Annotated in this window: 17 protein-coding genes; 12 read left to right on the top strand and 5 right to left on the bottom strand. The window is 56.1% G+C overall.

Annotated features, from left to right (window positions below; translation table 11 throughout):
- Positions 1-38: 38 nt before the first annotated feature.
- From metQ to QFI97_RS14060, 4 genes are all read right to left on the bottom strand, one after another.
- Complete coding sequence (gene metQ, locus QFI97_RS14075) at positions 39-854, bottom strand: methionine ABC transporter substrate-binding lipoprotein MetQ (protein WP_095103142.1); 816 nt, start codon at positions 852-854, stop codon at positions 39-41.
- Positions 855-1,200: 346 nt separating this feature from the next.
- The gene (gene ymcF / locus QFI97_RS14070; protein WP_346431402.1) at positions 1,201-1,389 is read right to left on the bottom strand and encodes a cold shock small protein YmcF; all 189 of its coding nucleotides are present in this window, start codon (positions 1,387-1,389) and stop codon (positions 1,201-1,203) included.
- Positions 1,390-1,917: 528 nt separating this feature from the next.
- Positions 1,918-2,133 carry an RNA chaperone/antiterminator CspA gene (gene cspA, locus QFI97_RS14065; protein ID WP_041145816.1) on the bottom strand — a complete coding sequence of 72 codons (216 nt, stop codon included), beginning with the start codon at positions 2,131-2,133 and terminating at the stop codon, positions 1,918-1,920.
- Between the two features lie 234 nt (positions 2,134-2,367).
- Positions 2,368-3,318: a bifunctional helix-turn-helix transcriptional regulator/GNAT family N-acetyltransferase gene (locus QFI97_RS14060; protein WP_346431401.1), complete on the bottom strand. Its 951-nt coding sequence runs from the start codon at positions 3,316-3,318 to the stop codon at positions 2,368-2,370.
- A 221-nt stretch (positions 3,319-3,539) separates the two neighbouring features.
- Here QFI97_RS14060 and add point away from each other — a divergent pair, with 221 nt between their 5' ends.
- The gene (add, locus tag QFI97_RS14055) at positions 3,540-4,541 is read left to right on the top strand and encodes an adenosine deaminase (protein ID WP_095103136.1); all 1,002 of its coding nucleotides are present in this window, start codon (positions 3,540-3,542) and stop codon (positions 4,539-4,541) included.
- 37 nt (positions 4,542-4,578) lie between these two features.
- Here add and QFI97_RS14050 read toward each other — a convergent pair whose 3' ends face one another.
- Complete coding sequence (locus QFI97_RS14050) at positions 4,579-5,619, bottom strand: oxidoreductase (RefSeq protein WP_346431400.1); 1,041 nt, start codon at positions 5,617-5,619, stop codon at positions 4,579-4,581.
- Positions 5,620-5,809: 190 nt separating this feature from the next.
- On the opposite strand from QFI97_RS14050, the gene blr reads away from it, so the two are divergent.
- The 11 genes from blr (at position 5,810) to nth (ending at position 15,174) form a co-directional block, all read left to right on the top strand.
- Positions 5,810-5,947 carry a division septum protein Blr gene (blr, locus tag QFI97_RS14045; RefSeq protein ID WP_072051871.1) on the top strand — a complete coding sequence of 46 codons (138 nt, stop codon included), beginning with the start codon at positions 5,810-5,812 and terminating at the stop codon, positions 5,945-5,947.
- A 115-nt stretch (positions 5,948-6,062) separates the two neighbouring features.
- A complete protein-coding gene (locus QFI97_RS14040; protein WP_346431399.1) occupies positions 6,063-7,433 on the top strand; it encodes a GH1 family beta-glucosidase in 1,371 nt (456 codons plus the stop codon).
- 364 nt (positions 7,434-7,797) lie between these two features.
- Positions 7,798-8,013 carry a transcription modulator YdgT gene (gene ydgT, locus QFI97_RS14035; protein WP_041147653.1) on the top strand — a complete coding sequence of 72 codons (216 nt, stop codon included), beginning with the start codon at positions 7,798-7,800 and terminating at the stop codon, positions 8,011-8,013.
- Between the two features lie 179 nt (positions 8,014-8,192).
- Positions 8,193-8,633: a DUF2569 domain-containing protein gene (locus QFI97_RS14030; RefSeq protein ID WP_095103130.1), complete on the top strand. Its 441-nt coding sequence runs from the start codon at positions 8,193-8,195 to the stop codon at positions 8,631-8,633.
- A gap of 78 nt (positions 8,634-8,711) precedes the next feature.
- Entirely contained in the window at positions 8,712-9,293 is a 582-nt protein-coding gene (gene rsxA / locus QFI97_RS14025; RefSeq protein ID WP_095103128.1) for an electron transport complex subunit RsxA, read from the top strand.
- A gap of 1 nt (position 9,294) precedes the next feature.
- Positions 9,295-9,873, top strand: coding sequence for an electron transport complex subunit RsxB (gene rsxB, locus QFI97_RS14020; protein WP_095103126.1), 579 nt, complete (start codon positions 9,295-9,297; stop codon positions 9,871-9,873).
- Positions 9,866-12,145 (top strand): electron transport complex subunit RsxC, encoded by a 2,280-nt coding sequence (gene rsxC / locus QFI97_RS14015; RefSeq protein ID WP_346431398.1) that lies wholly within the window; start codon positions 9,866-9,868, stop codon positions 12,143-12,145. The genes rsxB and rsxC overlap by 8 nt, the downstream gene beginning before the upstream one ends.
- Positions 12,146-13,198, top strand: a complete 1,053-nt coding sequence (gene rsxD / locus QFI97_RS14010) for an electron transport complex subunit RsxD (protein ID WP_346431397.1) — start codon at positions 12,146-12,148, stop codon at positions 13,196-13,198.
- 9 nt (positions 13,199-13,207) lie between these two features.
- Positions 13,208-13,828 (top strand): electron transport complex subunit RsxG, encoded by a 621-nt coding sequence (gene rsxG, locus QFI97_RS14005; protein WP_346431396.1) that lies wholly within the window; start codon positions 13,208-13,210, stop codon positions 13,826-13,828.
- A 3-nt stretch (positions 13,829-13,831) separates the two neighbouring features.
- Positions 13,832-14,536 carry an electron transport complex subunit E gene (locus tag QFI97_RS14000; RefSeq protein WP_095103117.1) on the top strand — a complete coding sequence of 235 codons (705 nt, stop codon included), beginning with the start codon at positions 13,832-13,834 and terminating at the stop codon, positions 14,534-14,536.
- Positions 14,536-15,174: an endonuclease III gene (nth, locus tag QFI97_RS13995; protein WP_095103115.1), complete on the top strand. Its 639-nt coding sequence runs from the start codon at positions 14,536-14,538 to the stop codon at positions 15,172-15,174. Before QFI97_RS14000 ends, nth begins: the two co-directional genes overlap by 1 nt.
- Positions 15,175-15,553: the final 379 nt, after the last annotated feature.

The following is a 15,553-nucleotide window of genomic DNA, read 5'->3' as shown; positions in this document are numbered from 1 at the left end:
TTCGATATCAGGGCCTCGCCCTGATATCGAAAGAGAGATTACCAGCCCTTAACCGCATCGCCTTTATACAGTTCCGCCGCCGCCGCGGCCACCTCATCGGTCTGATACGCTTTCACCAAATTTTTTACCTTATCGCTATCTTTATTATCGACGCGGCTGGCAAAAATATTGACGTACGGCGAGTTCTTATCTTCGACGAATAGCCCGTTACGGCTCGGCGATAGTCCGATCTGGCTGGAAAACGTCGTATTGATAACCGCGAGAGATATTTGCCGATCGTCCAGCGCCCGCGTCAGCTGCGGAGCCTCAATCTCAACAATTTTTAAGTGCTTCGGATTGTTGACGATATCCAACGCGGTCGGCAGGAGACCAACGCCCTCTTTAAGGGTAATCAGCCCCTGCTTTTGCAGCAGAAGCAGCGAGCGACCAAGGTTAGTCGGATCGTTCGGTACGGCAACCTGCGCGCCGTCCGGCAGCTGGTCAATAGCGGTAATTTGCTTTGAATAGGCGGCGATGGGGTAAACAAAGGTGGTACCCACCTCTACCAGCTTGTAGCCGCGCTCCTGAATCTGCTTATCCAGATACGGCTTATGCTGAAAAGCGTTAATGTCGAGATCGCCGTTATTGAGCGCCTCGTTCGGCAGCACGAAATCGTTAAAGGTCACAACTTCGACGTCGAGGTTGTACTTCTCTTTCGCCACCTTTTGCACCACCGACCACACCTGCTGGTCAATACCGGCGCTGATCCCAACCTTGATATGATTAGGGTCCTGTCCGGCGGGTCCGCAGGCGGTCAGGAGCAGCGAGCCGGCAACGGCCAGCGAAACAGCAAATTTTTTTAGAGTGAATACCATAGTCCCAGGGTCCTTTTTAAAATAGCCTGCCAGTCATTGCAGGAAAAGTAGCGCCAGGAACTATAAAAAATCTCATCTCTGAAATTAAATACTGATTCACTATGATTAATAGCGTTTTGCTATGAGCCCGGCCGCCAGGCCTCTGTTGACCCGCACGCTCTACGCGCAGCCTACGCCGATCGCTAAAATAGCAAAGCCCCGGCGATGGCCGGGGCTTGATGTACGGAGGGCGCAGAAGCGCATCAAATGCGCGGGCGTTAACGCCTCGAGAGCAGATTTCATGATGCTGTGGACAAACCCAGCGCCGCCGCACGGATATTAAAAGACCCCTTCCGGGGCCTTCTGCTTAATTGCGTAATCCAGTTACGGCTGCTTTTGCCGAAATATAGGGGGCAATATTATCAAATGTAATCATCGAGGATTTACAAAAGATACACTTCGCACCGAATGGATTGCTTTCAGATACATCGTAGTTTGATGTTCTGTACTGTGACCCATGGCAGCATGGGCACCTGAAATGAATGTGGTCAGTCATGATGTTAGCCTTTTATTTGCTACAACATTCACTACCGCAGGGGCATTTAGCCATATTTAACTGAAGGCTCTTCTTGACCTTCAATGACAGCGGAAATCACTGTTCGAATGGTTGGTAGAACAAAGACATCATTGTCATTATTTCTTAACGCTAAATCTGAAAACCATTTCAGATAAAACCATGTTACTTTATCAGCGATTATTTTGGATGTTGTTGGTTTTTAATTTGCCCGCAGGCATACGAAATACAAAAAATTACACAATGTACTGCTTCAGGAGGCGGTCACTCCTTCGATGCATGGTCGCTCGGGGTAATGATTTAGAGTGCATCAGCCCGTAAAACGCTTCATGCCACAGCACCCATACGACGTTTAGCCTGCTGAAATTCCAGACAAAAGCCAACCTGCCGCAGGTATTAAAGCCGGTAGACGCTACCGACTTCACGATGACCGCACGCGTTTTTTATCAATCTGACTACTCAGGATTACACCGTCATCGTTATCGCAGATTCATAAAAACGCAAAATTAATTAATCACGCAGAACGACATTACCGGCAGCAGGGCCTTTAGCACCGCTCTCGATAGTAAACTCGACCTTCTGCCCTTCAAACAGGGTTTTAAAGCCATCGCCCTGCAGCGCAGAAAAATGCACAAAAACATCTTTGCTGCCGTCTACAGGAGAAATAAAGCCAAAACCTTTACCTTCGTTAAACCATTTTACTAAACCAATCATCTTACCAGACATAAGTATTATCCCAATGTTCAAAGCCTTGCGGCGAAAAAGTTCGCATCACAGAAATTAATTAATAACGATAAGGAGGCTCGAAAAAAGGATTATTTAGGAATAACGCTTGAGATGAGGACTGCTTTACTAAACCGCTTTATTGGTTCTGTGTACCAAACCGACCTGCTATTGATCACATAGATAACCATCGATAGCAAGCATTATTTTCCGTCACCGCCGGGAAGCCGTTACCATTTAGCGCAGCGTGCAGGTAAACTGCTGCTCCATGACAAGGGTTCCCCACTGGTCGCCCTGCCACTCTTTTACCAGCTTAAAGCCAAACGATTCATATAGCCGACGAGCGGCCGTAAGTTTATTAAACGTCCATAGCTGAACGGTACTGAAGCCGCTCTCTGCGCAGAATTTCATCGCTTCGGCGAGCAGCTTTCTGCCCACGCCGCTGCCACGACATCCATCGTCGAGTATAAACCAGCGCAGATGCGCCTCACCGTTGCCAGGATCGTCGCCGTCAATCGCGGCCGAGCCAACAATACGCCCGTTCAGCATGGCCAGCCAGATCTGATTGCATGCCCTATCCAGACGGCCTGAAAAATCAGCCAGCCCAGCGGCAACCCTGGATTCAAAGAAGATGCCGAAATGATGCTCTCTGGCATAGTAGCTGCCGTGCATTTCAGCGATGCGGCCAATCATTCCCGGATGATAGCCGGGGATAATGTCAAAGCTATCCCGGGTAACGTTCTCGCTGTTTTCACGACAGGCGGCTAAGGCGTTAGCGTAATATTTAAGCCCTTGCGCCACGGTCTGCTGCTGGTGGGGATGCATTTTTTTCAGCGCGGCAAGCACCTGTTCGTTACCATAGCTATTAATTTTCGCCACCGTATCCCTGCCTTTTACCGTCAGCCTCAGATACTTGACCCTGGCATCTTCAGCCGACAGAACTTCTTCCAGCTCATTGGCGCGAACCAGTTTTGCCAACATGCGGCTAACGCTGGACTTCTCAAGACCCAGAACCTGCACCAGCTGCGCCGCCGTCATTAGCTCCTGCGCGTGCACTTCGAGCAAAGCGTGGACTACGGAGGGGGAGTAATCGCTCGCTGCCAGAGTGCTGTTCATGAATCCGAGCTCCCGCACCATCTGACGAGAAGCCACGCGTATTTCTTCAACGATCTGCATTTCGCTATTCATAAACAACCGCTCCTGACAGCATAGTTGTATAATACAACCATATCCTGCAGCGGACTGTCAACGCGGCGGGACGGGCCGCAGCCTGGCTGGATCTTAAATTGAGCTAAGCGTTGCCGTTATGCCCCCAGATGCTTGTATAGACAGGTTTTTTTCAATACTTTTAAACAGTTATAACCCTGATGTATAATGATGTGCACTTTTACTAAAAAATGAGTGCGACCATGATTGATTCAACTTTGCCATTAACCGACATTCATCGCCATCTTGACGGCAATATCCGGGCCCAAACGATTCTCGATCTTGGCCGCCAGTTTAACATCGCGCTCCCGGCAACCACTCTCGACGCCCTTCGTCCACATGTCCAGGTCACCAGCAATGAACCCGATCTGGTGAGCTTCCTTGCCAAACTTGACTGGGGTGTAAAGGTTCTCGCTTCGCTGGAAGCGTGCCGTCGCGTGGCGTATGAAAACGTCGAGGACGCGGCCCGCAATGGCCTGCACTACGTTGAGCTGCGCTTTTCCCCGCGCTATATGGCGATGACCCACCGGCTGCCGGTTGACGGCGTGGTTGAGGCGGTGATTGCCGGCGTGCGCGACGGGAGCCGCGATTTTAACGTTGAGGCGCGGCTGATTGGTATCCTGAGCCGAACCTTCGGCGAGGCCGCCTGCCAGCAGGAGCTTGACGCGCTGCTTGCCCACCGCGAAGGCATTACCGCTCTCGACCTCGCCGGTGACGAACTCGGTTTCCCCGGGGCCCTGTTTATGGAACACTTTACGCAAGCCCGCGACGCCGGCTGGCGTATTACCGTTCACGCAGGGGAAGCGGCTGGCCCGGAAAGCATCTGGCAGGCCATTCGTGAGCTGGGCGCGGAGCGTATCGGCCACGGGGTGAAAGCGGTGCAGGACCCGGCGCTGATGGACTTTTTAGCCGCGCAGCGTATCGGGATTGAATCCTGCCTGACCTCGAATATTCAGACCAGCACCGTCGCATCTCTGGCCGAGCATCCGTTAAAGACGTTCCTCGAACACGGCGTGCTGGCCTCTATTAATACCGACGATCCGGCGGTACAGGGCATCGATATTATTCATGAATACAACGTGGCCGCCCCGGCCGCGGGCCTGAGCCGGGAGCAAATTCGCCAGGCGCAAATCAACGGTCTGGAGCTCGCCTTCCTCAGCGCACAGGAAAAAGCGGCGCTGATTCAGCGCGTGCAGCGCGCCTAGGTTCCTGCCCGGCGGAACTCCTGCCGGGCGTTTCCCCTCAAATCAGGCACAGCGTGGCCCGATGCTTTGCTGATTCAATCCCCAGCTCGATCAGTTCCATAATCTGAATAGCCTGACCCGCCGGTACCGGATTTTCGCCCTCTCCGTTTAGCGCATCGCGGATGGCGGCGTAGTACGCCGGATAGTGGCCCGGCAGCGTTAGCCAGCTCTCCTCGCTGCGATCCGCGCCGTCTACGCGCGTCAGGGTCCCGTCGCGCATATCGTATCCCCAGTCTTCCTGCGGAAGGCGCTCGCCGTTTTTTAGCCGCTCCTCCTGCGGGTCCAGACCATATTTGATATAGCTTCCCCGCGATCCGTGCACGATATAGCGCGCCGTTTCCGCCGCTGCCAGCAGAGTGGCGTGCAGGATCACCCGACGCTGCGGGTAAACCAGCACCGCATGGAAATAGTCGGTAGATTGCGCTCCCGGGCGCAGCTGGGCGAGATCGACGGTCATGCTGACCGGCAGGCCGAACAGGTTGATTGCCTGATCGAGAAGATGAGGTCCAAGATCAAACCAGATCCCGCTTCCAGGACCGCCCTGTTCACGCCAGCGGTTGCGTATCTGGGGACGGTAGCGGTCGAAGTGCGATTCGAAATAGCAGACTTCGCCCAGCAGCCCTTCGTTAATCAATGATTTGACCGTCAAAAAATCGCTGTCCCAGCGGCGATTATGGAACACCGATAGCAGCTGCCCCCGGCTTCTGGCAATGGCGTCAAGCTCCCGCGCCTGTGACAGTGTCACGGTAAAGGGTTTATCAACCACCACATGTTTGCCCGCCTCCAGCGCGGCCTTCGCCAGCGGGAAATGGGTATCGTTCGGCGTAGGGATCACGATCAGGTCGATGTTGGGGTCGTCTAACAGCTGGTGGGGTTCGGCGACAACGCGCACCGTCGGCCAATCGATCCGCACCTTACTTTCATCGCTACTCGACACTGCGGCCAGCGTCATTCCCGGCGTACCGCCGATCAGCGGCGCGTGGAACGTTTTACTGGCGTACCCGTAGCCGATTATTGCGACGCGAATATTGTCACTCATCTTGCAACCTCTCTGACGAAAAGTTCGGGGATTCACCATAACTATAAGACTCAAATGTCTTATTAGCTTTACTTATGCATTATCGACCGCTCACTCTTGCATCAATCACCAAAACAACGCCAGCTAATACTTGCGTTGTTCGCCTCATTTAGTAACATTTACCTCTGTTTTAACTTTCAATAGCAGAACTATGGCAGCCGTTTTCAGCAGAATTGTCGAGCTTATAGGTTGGGTTGTTTTTGGCGTTTCAGCCCTGCTTTTAGTTATCGCTCATCACATTGATAACTACCAATCCCCGCCTCCCGCTAACGTTGTGCAAACAAAATAGCGTTAACGCTAAAGAGTGACCCGCTTCGCAAGTATGCAACCGGTTTCTGAAACCGGTTGCATGTGCGTATAGCCCTTCATTACACTCTCCTTATCATTTGCTAAGGAGCTTTCTGATGGCCGCATTTCCGCAAAATTTTCTATGGGGCGCCGCTACCGCAGCCTATCAGGTTGAGGGCGGCCACGATGCCGACGGGAAAGGACCGTCGATCTGGGACATCTATTCTCACCAGCCGGGCACCACTTTCCAGGAGACTAACGGCGACGTTGCCGTCGATCACTACCACCGCTTTCGCGAAGACGTCGCGCTGATGGCCGAATTGGGCCTGCAGAGCTACCGCTTTTCCATCTCCTGGCCGCGCCTGTTGCCCGGCGGCCGCGGTGAGGTAAATGAAGCCGGCATTCAGTTTTATAGCGATCTGATCGACGAACTGCTGGCGCACAATATCGAGCCCATGATTACGCTGTACCACTGGGATCTGCCGCAGGCGCTACAGGATGAAGGCGGCTGGGAAGCCCGCAGCACGGCGGAGGCCTTCGCCGAATACGCGCGCTTGTGCTACGCGCGTTTCGGTTCGCGGGTCAAACTGTGGGCCACCTTTAACGAGACCATCGTTTTTATTGGACATGGCTACATTAACGGCTGCCATCCGCCGGCGGTCCGCGACCCGGCCCGCGCAATTCAGGCCTGCCACCACGTTTTTGTGGCCCACGCGATGGCGATTAAAGCGTTTCGTGAAATGGGCGTTAAGGGTGAAATTGGTTTCGTCAACGTTCTCCAGCCGCATACGCCGCTCACCGATAGCGATGAGGATCGTCGGGCGACCGAGCTGGCGGACGCCATCCATACCCACTGGCTATACGACCCGGTATTGAAAGGCACCTATCCCGAGGGGCTGCTGCAACAAACCCAGGCGCTGTGGGGCGTCCCGCGCTTTGCCCCCGGAGATGACGCGCTGCTGCGAGAAAACCACAGCGATTTTATCGGCCTCAACTACTATCGCCGCGAAACCGTTTCTGCCCATCCGCAGGAAGGATTAAGCGGCGGCGAGCCTGGCGTAGAGGGCCTGTTCTGTTTCGTCCGTAATCCGCAAAGCACCTATACCGAATGGGGCTGGGAAATTTGGCCGCAGGGGTTAACGGACGGCATTATGATGATTAAGGAGCGCTACGGCGATATTCCGATTTACATCACCGAAAACGGTTTAGGAGCCAAAGACCCGATTATTGACGGCGAAATTGTCGACGATCCGCGTATCGACTACCTCAGCGCCCACATTGATGCGCTGGAAAAAGCGCTGGACGCCGGGGCCGACGTGCGCGGCTATTATCCCTGGTCCTTTATCGATCTGCTGAGCTGGCTGAACGGCTATCAGAAGCAGTACGGCTTCGTTTTTGTCGACCATCAGCAGGGGCTCGCCCGCAAACGGAAAAAGAGCTATTTTTGGTATCAAAACGTTATTGCCACCCGCGGCCAACAGCGTTAATCTTCTCCTCCAGGCGCCGTCCGGCGCCTGATTCAGCGCTAGAATATTCTTAAATTTCTTATTACTACACCAGGAATGTAATCAGTTCTTGTCTTTAGTATTTACAACCGAAATAATTCCGCCCAGGCCCGTTAACAAGGTGCCGCTGGTTGAGAACAGGTTTACTGAAAGCTGGTAATATTCGACTTAGAAGCTATCCCACCAAGGGTCATTGTTGCCGCCAGTTTGGAAGCCGGGAACGTGGAACAACCGCAGCGTACGCGCAGTACGTGAGGATGCTAGCGCGGCCCTGAGCCAAAATGGCAAACAGAATAGCCCGATGGGATAGGCTTATATTTATTCCGATTATAAAATGGATACGCAAATGACCGTTCAGGACTATTTATTAAAATTTCGTAAAATCAGCTCGCTGGAAAGTCTGGAAAAACTTTTTGACCACCTTAACTACTCCCTGACCGATAACGAAGAGATTGTTAACATGTACCGCGCCGCTGACCATCGCCGGGCCGAGCTGGTTTCTGGCGGTAAACTGTTCGATATTGGACAGGTTCCTAAGTCAGTCTGGCGTTACGTGCAATAAAGACTGTTCTGAAGCACGCCAGTTGCTTATACTCCCGCCCTTGATTTTGATCTGTACCTGAATAAATTGAGCGCTGGCCCGCCGGGCGAGCAGCACGAATATGCGGACGCTTGCTCAGGCAAGCGCGTGCAGCCTGACGCTCAACGAGTATATCACTGGCGTTAAATCCGGGAGAAAGTATGTCCTCTGACTCTGCAGAACGAATTGGCGGATGGCTGCTGGGGCCGCTCGCGTGGCTGCTGGTGGCGCTATTAAGCGCTTCGCTATCGCTGCTTATATTTGCCAATGCGTTAATGGCGCCCCAAACGTTCTCCTTGCTGGGCGCAATGAGCGCCGGGAATCTTATCCTTTGGATTGCGTCTCTGCTGTTCGCCGTTGCCATGTGGTACTACACCCTGTGGCTGACGCTGGCTTTTTTCAAACGGCGAAAGATTGTGCCGAAGCACTATATTATCTGGCTGCTGATTTCACTGCTGCTGGCGATTAAAGCCTTTGCCTTCTCGCCAATATCGGACATTCTGGCCCTGCGCCAGCTGCTGTTCCCACTCCTTGCTGCCGCGCTGCTGGTTCCTTACTTCAAGCGCTCCGAACGGGTTAAACGGACCTTTGTCAATCCGTAATAACCCCACAGTTAACCTGTTGTCGCCGGTATCGTTTTATTCGATAATAGGCGGCTTTTTCCGTTTCAGGTCGAATTGATGGCTGATTATTTACTGCTCTTTATTGGTACCGTCCTCGTTAATAACTTCGTGCTGGTGAAGTTTCTTGGGCTGTGTCCGTTTATGGGGGTTTCCAAAAAGCTGGAGGCCGCTATGGGAATGGGGCTGGCCACCACCTTTGTGATGACGCTAGCCTCTATCTGCGCCTGGTTAATTGATACCTGGATTCTCATCCCGCTGGATCTGGTCTATTTACGCACGCTGACCTTTATTCTGGTCATTGCGGTGGTCGTGCAGTTCACTGAAATGGTGGTGCGCAAAACCAGCCCGGCGCTGTATCGCCTGCTGGGTATCTTCCTGCCGCTGATCACCACCAACTGCGCCGTGCTCGGCGTGGCGCTGCTGAATATTAACCTTGGACATAATTTTCTGCAGTCTGCGCTGTACGGTTTTGCGGCGGCGGTCGGCTTCTCTCTGGTAATGGTGCTGTTTGCCGCCATTCGCGAGCGTCTGGTGGTTGCGGACGTCCCGGCGCCGTTTCGCGGTAACGCCATTGCGCTGGTGACGGCAGGTTTAATGTCGCTGGCATTTATGGGCTTTAGTGGTTTGGTGAAGTTGTAATATGAGTGCTGTCTGGATAGCCGTCATTGCTATTAGCCTTCTCGGGCTGATTTTCGGCTTAATTTTGGGTTATGCCTCCCGCCGTTTTGAGGTGGAAGACGATCCGGTCGTTGAAAAGATCGACGAACTTCTTCCGCAAAGCCAGTGCGGCCAGTGCGGCTACCCCGGCTGCCGTCCCTATGCGGAAGCGGTAGGCCTGCAGGGTGAGAAAATCAACCGCTGCGCCCCCGGCGGCGAAGCGGTGATGTTAAAAATTGCCACCCTGCTGAACGTCGACCCGCAGCCTGCTGACGGCGATGCGCAGGAGGCCGAGCCCGTGCATATGCTGGCGGTCATCGACGAAAAAAACTGTATTGGCTGCACGAAATGCATCCAGGCCTGCCCCGTTGACGCCATTGTCGGCGCGACCCGCGCGATGCATACGGTGATGAGCGACCTCTGTACCGGCTGTAATCTTTGCGTCGCCCCCTGCCCGACGCAGTGTATAGAGATGGTTCCGGTTGCGACGACCACCGCAACCTGGAAATGGGATCTACACACCATCCCGGTGCGCATCATTCCTGTGGAACAACATGTTTAAGCTATTTTCCGCGTTCAAAAAAGACAAGGTCTGGGATTTCAACGGCGGTATTCATCCGCCGGAGATGAAAACCCAGTCAAACGGTACGCCGCTGCGCCAGGTCTCCCTTGCGCAGCAGTTTGTTATTCCGCTGAAGCAGCATATTGGCGCGGAGGGCGAGCTGTGCGTGCAGCCTGGCGATCGCGTCCTGCGCGGCCAGCCGCTTACCCGCGGCTGGGGAAAAATGCTGCCCGTACACGCCCCGACGTCAGGTATCGTCAGCGCCATCGCTCCGCATTCGACGGCGCATCCCTCCGCGCTGGCGGAGATGAGCGTTATCATTGATGCCGATGGCGAAGACCGCTGGATTGAACGCGACGGCTGGAGTGACTACCAGAGCAAATCCCGGGATGAGCTTATCGAGCGCATCCATCAGTTCGGCGTTGCCGGGCTGGGCGGCGCCGGCTTCCCCACCGGGATCAAGCTGCGCGGCGGCGGCGACAAAATCGACACCTTAATTATTAACGCCGCCGAGTGCGAGCCCTACATTACCGCCGACGATCGCCTGATGCAGGACTGCGCGGTGCAGATTATCGACGGCATTCGCATCCTGGCCCATATATTACAGCCGAGCCAGGTGCTGATCGGCATTGAAGATAACAAACCGCAGGCTATCTCCATGCTGCGTGCGGTACTCAGCGACGCGCACGGCATCTCCCTGCGCGTGATCCCGACCAAATATCCCTCCGGCGGCGCTAAGCAGCTGACGCAGATCCTCACCGGTAAGCAGGTTCCCCACGGCGGCCGTTCTTCCGATATCGGGGTCCTGATGCAAAACGTCGGCACCGCCTACGCGGTTAAACGCGCGGTGATTGATGGCGAACCGCTGACCGAACGCGTAGTGACTTTAACCGGGGAAGCGGTTTCGCGCCCGGGCAACGTCTGGGCCCGCCTGGGAACGCCGGTGCGCCACCTTTTGGATGACGCCGGTTTCTGCCCCAGCGCTGAGCCGATGGTGATTATGGGCGGCCCGCTGATGGGCTTTACCCTCCCGTGGCTCGACGTGCCGGTTGTCAAAATCACCAACTGCCTGCTGGCCCCGTCGGCCAGCGAAATGGGCGAGGCGGAAGAAGAAAAAGGCTGCATCCGCTGTAGCGCCTGCGCCGATGCCTGCCCTGCCGATCTGCTGCCGCAGCAGCTGTACTGGTTCAGTAAAGGCCAGCAGCACGACAAGGCCACGACCCACAATCTGGCCGACTGTATTGAATGCGGCGCCTGCGCCTGGGTCTGCCCGAGTAATATTCCGCTGGTGCAGTACTTCCGTCAGGAGAAGGCCGAGATCGCGGAGATTCGCCTGGAAGAGAAGCGCGCGGCCGAAGCCAAAGCCCGTTTTGAAGCCCGCCAGGCGCGTCTGGAGCGCGATAAGGCCGCGCGCCTTGAACGGCATAAGCAGTCTGCAGTACAGCCCGCCGCGAAAGATAGCGAGGCGATTAACGCCGCCCTCGCCCGCGTGCGGGAAAAACAGCAGGATGCGGCGCAGCCGATTATCATTCAGGCGGGCGCTAAGCCGGATAATAGCGAAGCCATCGCCGCGCGCGAAGCGCGTAAAGCCCAGGCTCGCGCCCGTAAAAGCGAACAGTCTGAGATCGCGCCTGAGCAGCCGGCCAGCGCAGGTCTCGATCCGCGCAAAGCTGCGGTAGAAGCCGCTATTGCCCGCGCCAAGGCTCGCAAAGCCGAACAGCAGCAGGCTGACGTCGCGGCCGCGCCGGCGACTGAGGGCGTAGACCCGCGCAAAGCTGCGGTAGAGGCCGCCATCGCCCGCGCCAAGGCCCGCAAAGCCGAACAGCAGCAGGCTGACGTCGTCGCGGCCGCGCCGGCGGCTGAGGGCGTAGACCCGCGCAAAGCCGCGGTAGAGGCCGCTATCGCCCGCGCCAAGGCCCGAAAGGCCGAACAGCAGCAGGCTGACGTCGCGGCCGCGCCGGCGGCTGAGGCCGTAGACCCGCGCAAAGCCGCGGTAGAGGCCGCCATCGCCCGCGCCAAGGCCCGCAAAGCCGAACAGCAGCAGGCTGACGTCGTCGTGGCCGCGCCGGCGAATGAGGCCGTCGATCCGCGCAAAGCCGCAGTAGAGGCCGCTATCGCCCGCGCCAAGGCCCGCAAAGCCGAACAGCAGCAGGCTGACGTCGCTGCCGCGCCGGCGGCTGAGGCGGTCGATCCGCGCAAGGCTGCAGTCGCAGAAGCAATCGCCCGAGTTCAGGCCAGGAAAGCATCCCGGCAGGCAGTTAACGAGGATTAAATGGTTTTCAGAATCGCAAGCTCTCCCTATACCCACAACCAGCGTCAGACCTCGCGGATTATGCTGCTGGTGCTGCTCGCCGCCGTACCCGGCATCGTGGTGCAGACCTGGTTTTTCGGCTGGGGCACCGTGCTGCAGCTTATCCTGGCGGCCTTAACCGCCTGGGGAACCGAAGCCGCCATCCTCAAACTGCGAAAACAGAATATTGCCGCCATTCTGGCCGACAACTCCGCGCTGCTGACCGGCCTGCTGCTGGCCGTCAGTATTCCGCCCCTTGCGCCCTGGTGGATGGTTGTCCTCGGTACCGCCTTTGCCGTTATCATCGCCAAGCAGCTGTACGGCGGGCTGGGGCATAACCCGTTTAACCCGGCCATGATTGGCTACGTCGTGCTGCTGATCTCCTTCCCGGTGCAGATGACCTCCTGGCTGCCGCCGCAGGAGATTGCGGCCCACATTCCAGGCTTTACCGACGCGCTGCGGGTCATTTTCACCGGCCATACCGCCTCCGGGGGCGATATGAACGCCCTGCGCCTCGGGGTCGACGGTATCAGCCAGGCCACGCCGCTGGACACCTTTAAAACCTCCCTGCACGCCGGCCATAAGGTGCAGGAGATCCTCCAGTACCCGATATTCGGCGGCACGCTGGCGGGGCTTGGCTGGCAGTGGGTTAATATCGCTTATCTGGTCGGCGGGCTGTTCCTGCTGTGGCAGAAGACGATTCGCTGGCATATTCCGCTCAGCTTCCTGCTGAGTCTGGCCGTATGCTCCGCGCTCGGCTGGTTTTTCTCGCCGCAGAGCCTGGCCGCGCCGCAGATACATCTGCTGTCCGGCGCCACCATGCTCGGCGCGTTCTTTATTCTGACGGATCCGGTAACCGCCTCCACCACCAACCGCGGACGCCTTATTTTCGGCGCGCTGGCGGGTCTGCTGGTCTGGCTCATTCGCAGCTTCGGCGGCTATCCTGACGGCGTTGCCTTCGCCGTGCTGCTGGCGAACATTACCGTTCCGTTGATTGATTACTACACGCGTCCCCGCGTGTATGGCCACCGCTGAGGACCCGTCATGTTAAAAAGCATGCGCAAACACGGCATCACGCTGGCGCTTTTCGCCGCCGGCTCCACCGGCCTGACGGCGGCTATCAATGAGCTGACCAAATCGACTATTGAAGATCAGGCGGCTCAGCAGCAAAAGGCGCTATTTGACCAGGTTCTGCCCGCAGATCTGTATAATAACGATCTGCTGAAGAGCTGTTATCTGGTCTCCGCCCCGGCGCTGGGGAAAGGACAGCGTAAGATCTGGGTTGCTAAAAATAACGACATCCCGGTGGGTGCGGTAATGGAAACCACCGCGCCGGACGGCTACTCCGGGGCGATTCAGCTGCTGGTCGCCGCCGACTTTAAAGGTACCGTCCTCGGCACCCGGGTGACCGAACATCACGAAACGCCGGGCCTTGGCGATAAAATTGAGCTGCGTCTTTCTGACTGGATCACCCATTTTGCCGGCAAAGTTATCCACGGGCAGAATGACGGCCGCTGGGCGGTTAAAAAAGACGGCGGCGATTTTGACCAGTTTACCGGCGCGACCATTACGCCGCGCGCGGTCGTCAACGCGGTTAAGCGCGCTGGCCTGTATGCACAAACGCTGCCAACGCAGATTCCCGAATTCACCGCCTGTGGAGACTAGAGCATGAGCGAAGTAAAAGACGTTATTGTTCAGGGGTTGTGGAAAAACAACTCCGCGCTGGTCCAGCTGCTGGGGATGTGCCCTCTGCTTGCCGTGACCTCCACCGCCACCAACGCGCTGGGATTAGGGCTGGCAACCACCCTGGTTCTGACCCTGACCAACCTGACTATCTCCAGCCTGCGCCGCTGGACGCCGGCCGAGATCCGTATTCCAATTTACGTGATGATCATCGCCTCGGTGGTGAGCGTCGTGCAGATGCTGATTAACGCCTACGCCTATGGCCTCTATCAGTCGCTGGGGATTTTTATCCCGCTGATTGTAACTAACTGCATTGTCGTCGGCCGCGCCGAGGCTTTTGCGGCCAAAAAGGGCCCGGCTCTGTCGGCGCTGGATGGTTTCGCAATTGGCATGGGGGCCACCTGCGCCATGTTTGTGCTCGGCTCGCTGCGTGAGATCATTGGTAACGGTACTCTGTTTGACGGCGCGGATAGTCTGCTCGGCGGCTGGGCAAAAGCGCTGCGCATCGAGGTCTTCCATACCGATACCCCCTTCCTGCTGGCGATGCTGCCGCCGGGGGCGTTTATCGGCCTCGGAATGATGCTGGCGGTCAAATATCTTATTGATGAGCGAAGCAAGCAGCGCAAGGCCCGGGCGGTAAGCGCCGAAACCCCGGTCGTTGCGCCCTCTGACGCCACCGGGAAAGCCTGATGAATAAGAGCAAACGTCTGGAAATTCTGACCCGCCTGCGGGATAACGACCCGCATCCCACCACGGAGCTCAATTTCAGCTCGCCGTTTGAGCTGCTGATCGCCGTACTGCTCTCGGCGCAGGCGACCGACGTCAGCGTCAATAAAGCGACGGCGAAGCTCTATCCGGTTGCCAACACCCCGGCGGCGATGCTTAGCCTGGGCGTCGATGGGGTCAAGTCGTATATCAAAACCATCGGCCTGTTTAACAGCAAAGCGGAAAACGTCATTAAGACCTGCCGGATCCTGCTGGAGCAGCATAATGGCGAAGTCCCAGAGGACAGAGCCGCGCTGGAAGCGCTGCCCGGCGTCGGGCGCAAAACCGCCAACGTGGTACTCAATACCGCCTTCGGCTGGCCGACGATTGCGGTAGATACGCATATTTTCCGCGTTTGCAACCGGACACAATTTGCCCCCGGTAAGAACGTCGAGCAGGTTGAAGAGAAGCTGCTGAAGGTGGTTCCCGCCGAGTTTAAGGTGGACTGCCACCACTGGCTTATTCTCCACGGCCGCTATACCTGCATCGCCCGCAAGCCGCGCTGCGGTTCCTGCCTGATCGAGGACCTCTGCGAGTTCAAAGAGAAGGTCTACGCTGCCTGATGTCCGCTCCCTGAACAAAACCATTACCCTGTCTGTGGTAATGGTTCTGTTCATACCCTTTCATCCCTGCCACTTTCGCCATAATTTCGCCAGTTAACAGGGCGATCGTCTGCTCATATAACTCTCAGCCAGGTTAATCATTTTTTACGAAGAAAAAATTTCTATACATTTGTGATCCAGATCATCCATGCAACTCAATGTTAATTTATTGTTGCTTATTTGATAGTTAAAGCCAGCAATTGCAATATCTGAGCCCTGCTTATCAGGACAATACCCCATCATTTTTTAGGATTATAGCCTATATCACTGGGTTCAAGGCTGATCAGCAGAATATATCGCCTTTATGCACCGCCATGCGGATGCAGACAGATAAAAATAT

This window comes from Klebsiella scottii (assembly GCF_036561945.1).
Lineage (GTDB): Bacteria > Pseudomonadota > Gammaproteobacteria > Enterobacterales > Enterobacteriaceae > Klebsiella > Klebsiella scottii.
This window is presented reverse-complemented; position numbering and strand designations above follow the sequence as displayed.